This window comes from Cognatiyoonia sp. IB215182 (assembly GCF_033963905.1).
In the GTDB taxonomy this organism is placed as follows: domain Bacteria; phylum Pseudomonadota; class Alphaproteobacteria; order Rhodobacterales; family Rhodobacteraceae; genus Yoonia.
Genome location: NZ_JAXBMB010000039.1, coordinates 1 through 7,162, shown reverse-complemented (window position 1 = coordinate 7,162; position 7,162 = coordinate 1). Strand labels below are relative to the sequence as shown.

Sequence of the window (7,162 nt, the reverse complement as noted above, 5' to 3'; positions counted from 1 at the left end):
AGCGCCACGTGCTCCCAGTTGAGGAAGTTCTCCTCTGTCCTGCTGATGATCTGACCACGCAAGGTCAGCCGATCATCACCCTCACCGCCGTCCAGAATGCGGGGCCCGGTATAGGTGACTGCGGCGGAAATCTCGACCAAATTGTTCCCGTTTCCGCCATAGATGGCTCCTTCGAAACTGCCGTTCCGCAGGAGCAGCGTATCGTCACCGGCATCAAGAAGAATATCGCCTTTGATGTTCCCGTTCGAGGTGATGGTCGCTGTGCCATCGTCGTCTTGTCCCACAAAGCCATCAAATCCGTGCGTATGGGTCTGAATTGCAATGCCAAAATCCCCTGCAGCCACATGGGCCCCATCGAAGATGTCAATCTCCCCGCCGGCGCTTGAGATCGTACGGATCGCGGCGCCGCCTCCAGTCCCACCAGTCACAGACCCGTACACATCCACGTCAAAGCCTCGTGCACCCAGTAAAACCGATCCGCTGCCGGAGTCGGAGTTAACCTTCACGTTATTCCCCGAAACGCGAATCCCGTCTGAATTCGCTCCTAAAGCCGTGACCCTGGCCTGCGTACCCAGCCTTACAACCCCCTTCGCTTGCGCCTTGGGATCATCCAACAGAGTGCCAACACCATCCGATTCCGCCAGAATTCCGTGAGAATTTCTCCCACGCGTGGTGATTGTGCCGGCATCCATCTCCACGAGCACGTCACTCGCTCCGCTGGTGTCCGCATAAATCCCATGGGATCCATTGACGCTGTTGCCACTATTCTTCGCATCGATAGACCCGCCGGTCATTTCCACCCTCACCCCAATTGTATTGTCGGAGTTGGTTCCATGGTCCGTGTTGTCAATCCGCACACGAAGGCCGTGAGAGTTTGAACCTTCTGTGATGATTGTGCCGCCATGCATTTCCGCGGTCGCCGTGCCATTGAGGCCATTGGCTTGGACATGAAGACCATGGGCATTGGGGCCACCAGTATTGATCTCCCCGGCTCTCAATACGGCCTTCGCCGTTGCGCTGGAATCACTGTTGCGATTGATGTTACCGTCCTTGGCGTCGACCGAAACAGAAAGCCCGTGCGCCTGGTCTCCATGCGTGGTGATTTTGCTGGTGTTGCCATCGGCTTCATCCATCTCCGCGATCGCCGCGCCACCAGTGCCGTTGGTTCCCGCAGAAAGCCCCCAACTGTTGTGAGCGTGGGTCACGATCTCTCCTCCCGTCATTTTTGCCCGCGCCGTGGCCGTGCTGTTCACGTTCTCATAGATACGCGCCCGAACCCCGTAAGCGTGCCCCTTGCGGTCGTCGTTATCTACCGCCTCCCCTTCCGTGGTGACTTTGCCGCCACTCATGTGCGCGAGTGCCTCGCCCTCGCTCCCACGGCTCGCTGCAACAAGCCCGGAGGCGAGTTCCATTTTCGTCACGATCTCCCCTCCGGTCATGAGAGCTGTCACCGAGGCAGCGGATGCGCTCTGCCCACGGGCGGCGTCCGCCAGCTGTCTGCTGAGGCCCTGCGCCTGCATCGCGCCAGCGTTCACCGCATGCGTAGTGATTTTGCCACCACTCATTTGCACGATTGCCGCGCCACCTATGGAGTCGGTTACTGCCGAAAGCGCAGAGTCGTCGCCGCCGTAAATATTGATCACACTCCCTTCGCTGATTTCCGCCTTCGCCGTGGCTGTACTGACCGCATTGTCGATCTCCGCCCGAACCCCGTGGCTAACCAGTCCATTCGTGGCGACATTCCCGTCAATCAGGTGTGCGTGCACATTGCCATCACCGGTCGTTTTCGCAAAAATCGCGGAGTTAAAATTCCCATTGGTGGTGATCGTTCCATCAACGTCTCCACCATCATCAACCTGCACAGAAACATCGTGATTATGCGTCACATCCACAGTCACCCCGGTGCCTTCCACGCTGAAGCCGGGGCTGCCAAGCGTCAAAGTTCGCACAACTGATCCGGCATAGGTGATGCCAACATTGTATTCGCCAGCGTCACACGAAATGGCGCCGGTCGGATTACCGCACGCATTGGTCGCCTGCTGAGCCGCCGCCTGATCCACGCTGCCGATCAACAGCACCGTAGCCGTCGCCACAACCAACAAACCCGGCGCAATACTTGCCACCTGGCCCTTGAACTTGGTCAAACGGCCAGCCCGAACCAGGACGTTGAACGGGCGAAGGGCGGGCTGGGTGTCTGAGGACTGGTTTGTCATACTGAAACTCTCCTGTGAGGGGTATCGCCAGCGTGCCTGAGCACGACCGGTGAAAGGCACCACCTGTTCTGCCGAACAGACAGTTGGTTGACATAAATGCGGGAATTGAAGTTGGGATTGATCGGAAGCGGTGCTTCGACCAGACACGAACCGGCGCCGGTGATTGGCGGTGTTGCGTCCATGTCGTCCGAGCCAGTCGTGATAAGGTGGGAGGGGGTCATATCAGACCCCAAATCGCGCACAGCCAAACCGCGCGCCACAGCGGCCGGAGACGACCACGTCAGGCCATCCGATCCGGAAGCCGCGATCAGACCACCAACTGATCCACTCGCGCCGGACGGCCCGGGGCTTGGTGTCAGATTGTACGGATGATGTAACCGGGGAGTGCTGCCATCTGCGCCACAGCGCAGCGTTGGTTCTTGAACCGATGAACCGATGAACCGATGAACCGATGATACGCCAGACCCATCCGGCCCGCAAGTAACAGGCTGATTTTATTGTGCAAATTGGCGGTTTTTAGCCGAGCATTCGCTGGCCGATCAATACGCTCCATACTTGATAATAGAACGAGGCTGCAGCCTCAGGGAAATTCTCAAATCCTATATTTGGATAGACACAAACTATCGCACCGCACGGTCACATGTAATCGCAAACCACCACCTTTCGCTCTGTAAACCCAGCCGTCAGTGACGAAACCCTTCCTCGTCGGCATCAAGCGCGTCCGCGATCAACCGTCGGTTCAGAAGAAACCGATCAACCCCAATGAATTGCTCCGGATGGTGGCCACCCTGCTCCTCGATCTGCGCCGAGTCAGGGACTCCCAATCCTGCTTCCGGGCTATGCTGGCGGACTACGTCGCAACCACCCTTGAGTCATCAGCGGGTGGATTCACAAACGAAGTACAAATTCTGTACGAATACAGATAGTTGCATGGAGGCTTATAAATGGGACGCTGCTACCCTCACCTGAGTTTTGAAGAACGCCGAAAGATCGACAAGTGGCATGAAGCCAAAATGCCGATTCCTGAGATTGCGGATCGGTTGGGTCGCGCGCCATCGACGATATATCGCGAATTGAAGCGGAACACCTACGAGGACAAGGAACTGCCGGAGCTGAACGGTTACTACGCGCTGAATGCTCAAGACACGTATGAGAAGCGCCGCACTCACCTCGGCATAGAGAAGGTGACGTGGCAGCTGTTTCGCACTATATTCATCTTGCGAAAGGACTTCTGTCGATGAATCAGGTTGCACCCATCATTCGCCACGATGCGACATACCAAGACGTCATAGACGCCCCGGCAAACATGGTGGCCGAACTGGTTCGTGGCGCACTTCATCTTCATCCACGGCCCACAAGCCGTCATGGTTTCGCTGGATCTGTACTTGGTATGAAATTAGGCAGCACGTTCCAACTTGGGGGTGAGGGCCTTGGTGGCTGGTGGATAATCGACGAACCCGAACTGCATCTCGATGAGAATGTTCTTGTACCAGACATTGCTGGTTGGCGGCGTGAACGCATGCCAGAGTTTCCGGATACAGCCGCCTTTGATCTGGCGCCTGATTGGGTATGCGAAGTTCTATCGCGCAGCACGCGCCAGTTCGATCTTGTGGAGAAACGTACTCTCTATGGTGAAGCTGGCGTTAGTCATCTGTGGTTTGTCGATCCTGTTGCGCGGACACTAGAAGCCTTTGCCAATCAAGACGGCAGTTGGACACTGATCGCGGCGCTGAAAGACGACGACAAGGTTTCAGTGGCGCCGTTCGATGCTATCGAATTTGAACTCTCTGCCCTGTGGCCAGACTGATAGTTGTCGCGGCTTGCAAACATGGTTGGCTCAGCCTGCAACCATCGCTACTTCTCGCTCAAATCACTTGCACCTATAACGCAGCCTCAAATCTCAAACACGCCATGCTCCTGGAAGCCCTGCGCGGCAATTGCACCGAGTTCTTCCAGTCTGGCGGTACCCTCTATGCTTCGGTTGCGTGATATCCAGTCCCATGCAGCCAGCCGTCCTCGGTAAAGGGCATTGATTGGTGCACTGATCGCTCGCGCATTTCGAAATGAGCGAACCTCGCTCAGACGGGTGCGGCGTCTGATCCTGAGTAGGAACGGCCCCGTTACGGCAATATGTGTGTACCCTCGAAGCTTGAGAAGGACGCGGGCTTCAATGATCTCGCGCCGTATTCCTTGGGTACTGCCGCGAGCGCGGGTCCAGAAGAATTTTTCAACACCGATGTGAACGGCCGCGACGCGGGCAATGATTGGCCAACTGGGATCAATGGCACGCACCGCATCCGTCACATCCATTACACCAAGCGCCCTGGAAACGCGGCGCGCAGGGCGCAGTCCTCCCCATAGGGCCACGGTCTGTTGAATGGTCAGCTGACGCATGTGAATTTACCCCGGTCAGGGGCGGAGATACCCACTGAATTGGTTTGATTTTACACTATTGCACCAAGATCAGGCCTGTCTTTGTTGAACGGCACCAGTTTCGCTAATCTGATGTGGACCGCTTGGCACCTTCTGCTAAATCAATCTGCACCAAAAGTGCATCAAATGCCGAGCGGTCATCTTTTTTCATTTGTGTCCCCCTATCAGATCTATCGTACTCATCGCTGTCATCGCTCGACAGGCGGTCAGCTTTATTCACGGCGGCATTCGACTGGGCCAGCCGCTCCGTCAACCCCTCATCGACCACATCTGAACGCATTTCCTCAATGGAGTCTTGCATCTCTTGCTCATGGTTGCGGCGCGCCGTGAGCTTCGCAAATTCCTCGGTCAGACAAACCCGCGCAAGATCCCCGTTGTCGGGTCGCGTTACGGCCGGCGTGATCACCGGTTCGGGCGCCACGCGCCACATCATCTTTAACTGGGTTTCCGTCACGGCCGTGCCAAGTGGCGCCACGGATGCACCAAATCCCGCCTCGCTTAACGCGATCACATCCATGTACCCTTCGGCCACCAACAGCGGTTATCCCTTACCGGCAGCTTCGCGGGCAGGGCCGTAGTTGAACAGGTCGCGGCCTTTGTCGAACAGCTCGGTCTTCGGGGAATTCAGGTATTTGGCGTTATCTACCGGATCCATTGCACGACCCCCGAACGCAATCGCACGCCCGCGTGTGTCGCGGATCGGGAACATGATGCGGTGGCGAAATGTGTCATAGGATTTCTTGCCCTGGTTTGAAAGCTTGGCCAAACCTGCACCAAGGATCAAATCTTCTATCGCACCTTTGGACGTCAAATGATTCCAAAGGTTCTGCCACCCGGGTCGCGCGAATCCAATCTCCCAGCGCTCCAGTGCTTCATCGCCAAGTCCACGGCCTGCTAGACAATCGCGTGCTGCGGTTCCTGCCCCGGTTTTCAACTGCAGGCGATAAAACTGCACCGCCTGTTCCATGACGTCCGCCAACAGCGTGCGACGATCCGCTTTCTTCTGTGCCTCAGGGTCGCGCGCCGGCATGGTCATCCCCGCCTCATCCGCGAGAATCCGAACCGCCTCCATGAAGCCGACATTCTCGGTTTCGCGCACAAATGAAATTACATCTCCCTTCGCGTGACAGCCAAAGCAATAATAATACCCTTTGCGATCATCGACATGAAAGCTGGCGGTTTTTTCCTGGTGAAACGGGCACGGCGCCCATAAATCACCCTTACCTGGGTTGGACTAACGTTGATCCCACGTGACTTCGCGCCCGATGACCTGCCCGATAGATAGCCGCGCCCGCAGCTCGTCCAGAAATCCTGGTGGTAGTAAATCATTCATCATTTCAACATAGCCGAAATGAGCCAAGCCCCCTAGACCTGTTTCCTGGTTCTTCTCTTCTAACGCATGGTCCAACTGGACGTATGATCTGGCTCCTGAAACACAATAAAGCGCTGCCATTTCTGGCAACGCTTTAATGCTTTTGCGACTGTTGCGGGAGGAGGTACAACAACCGCTATGCGGAGATCGGTCTCTCGGGAGGAGGATGAGATTACGACCCCTTTGACTGTAAAATGGGACTGGCTCTGCGCAGCGGCAAGTATTCAAGCTGCAATGCAGCTATGCATATATTACAACGCTGAAGAATTGAGCAGTCAAAGCGCGTAATCGCTGCAGAAGGTGCCGTAATCATGATGACCATGAGGGCCTCTAAATCGATGTAGTTCATTGCGTTGTCCCTTGTCTTGTCAGCGGATTTTGTTCAGCAGCCACGCGTCAAATGCTCCGCGTTGTGATGCGCTCATGCGGAGTCGAGCAGTTTTGATGGCGTCTACGGCTTTGTCCAAATCAGGTGAAGACGAGCCAGAGCGCTCGGTTTTAAGGCATATGCCGCACGGTCTTGTGCTTGCCAGTTTGTGCGCTCTTGGTGCGATAGTTCGCCGACTTTTGCATTCGACTAGGACCTCGGAAAGTGCTTGGCTAGAGAGCCTCTCCGAGAATTCATCGAGGGGGTCGGTTTAGGACCGGCTTTGGCGACGTCGAAGGCGCCCAGAGGCTCTGGCAGGCAATAGGTGCCAAGTCTGTGTCTGGAAAGGATTCTGGCAAAAAAAATGCAGCTGTCAGATTTTCGAGTTTTTCAACACAATCAGCCCATTCCGACCGATGCTGCATCGCCAATGAATGGCTGCTTCAGTCGGATTTCATCCACCATTTTTCTTCGTTTTGCCGTTTCTCAGGCAGAGAACGACTGGCGAAAGCATCCCGAACGTAGATCACCGGTTCTTCATAAGAGTGTAGACGGTGAATGACGCTCATTGCAGCGTCCAGCAGATGCCTGTCCTTTGTAATTGAAAAGGTCAGTACACGAACCTGCCTGCTCGTAGCGGTTTCCATAGGACCGCTGGCGGTGCCCTGCGCACCGCGAAAAAACTGCGTTCCAGTGGAAGTTTCAAAGGACACGTGGTCATAGTCCCCGTAGGCTAGTCGCACCTCGTCGCAGAGCGCCAGTCGAATACGTTCATCA

The 7,162-nt window shown here is 55.9% G+C and carries 4 protein-coding genes and 4 pseudogenes; 2 read left to right on the top strand and 6 right to left on the bottom strand.

Going from position 1 to position 7,162, the window contains the following annotated elements:
• From SLH47_RS25885 to SLH47_RS25875, 3 genes and pseudogenes are all read right to left on the bottom strand, one after another.
• A pseudogene (locus SLH47_RS25885) lies at positions 1-2,213 on the bottom strand (hypothetical protein); the annotation flags it as partial.
• Positions 2,214-2,568: 355 nt separating this feature from the next.
• On the bottom strand, positions 2,569-2,766 hold the full coding sequence (locus tag SLH47_RS25880) for a hypothetical protein (protein WP_320243986.1): 198 nt from the start codon (positions 2,764-2,766) through the stop codon (positions 2,569-2,571).
• Positions 2,767-2,896: 130 nt separating this feature from the next.
• Positions 2,897-3,037, bottom strand: coding sequence for a hypothetical protein (locus SLH47_RS25875; RefSeq protein ID WP_320243984.1), 141 nt, complete (start codon positions 3,035-3,037; stop codon positions 2,897-2,899).
• A 120-nt stretch (positions 3,038-3,157) separates the two neighbouring features.
• Here SLH47_RS25875 and SLH47_RS25870 point away from each other — a divergent pair.
• Both SLH47_RS25870 and SLH47_RS25865 read left to right on the top strand, forming a co-directional pair.
• A pseudogene (locus SLH47_RS25870) lies at positions 3,158-3,376 on the top strand (helix-turn-helix domain-containing protein); the annotation flags it as partial.
• A gap of 26 nt (positions 3,377-3,402) precedes the next feature.
• Entirely contained in the window at positions 3,403-4,020 is a 618-nt protein-coding gene (locus SLH47_RS25865; RefSeq protein WP_320243982.1) for a Uma2 family endonuclease, read from the top strand.
• Between the two features lie 86 nt (positions 4,021-4,106).
• Here SLH47_RS25865 and SLH47_RS25860 read toward each other — a convergent pair whose 3' ends face one another.
• The 3 genes and pseudogenes from SLH47_RS25860 to SLH47_RS25850 form a co-directional block, all read right to left on the bottom strand.
• Positions 4,107-4,523 (bottom strand): hypothetical protein, encoded by a 417-nt coding sequence (locus SLH47_RS25860; RefSeq protein WP_320243980.1) that lies wholly within the window; start codon positions 4,521-4,523, stop codon positions 4,107-4,109.
• A gap of 523 nt (positions 4,524-5,046) precedes the next feature.
• A pseudogene (dnaG, locus tag SLH47_RS25855) lies at positions 5,047-5,979 on the bottom strand (DNA primase); the annotation flags it as partial.
• Between the two features lie 849 nt (positions 5,980-6,828).
• Positions 6,829-7,162 (bottom strand): annotated as a pseudogene (locus SLH47_RS25850) (hypothetical protein); the annotation flags it as partial.

Excerpts from the sequence above, each read along its gene's own strand:
- SLH47_RS25880 (WP_320243986.1), bottom strand. The coding sequence starts at position 2,766 with ATGGAGCGTATTGATCGGCCAGCGAATGCTCGGCTAAAAACCGCCAAT.
- SLH47_RS25860 (WP_320243980.1), bottom strand. The coding sequence starts at position 4,523 with ATGGATGTGACGGATGCGGTGCGTGCCATTGATCCCAGTTGGCCAATC.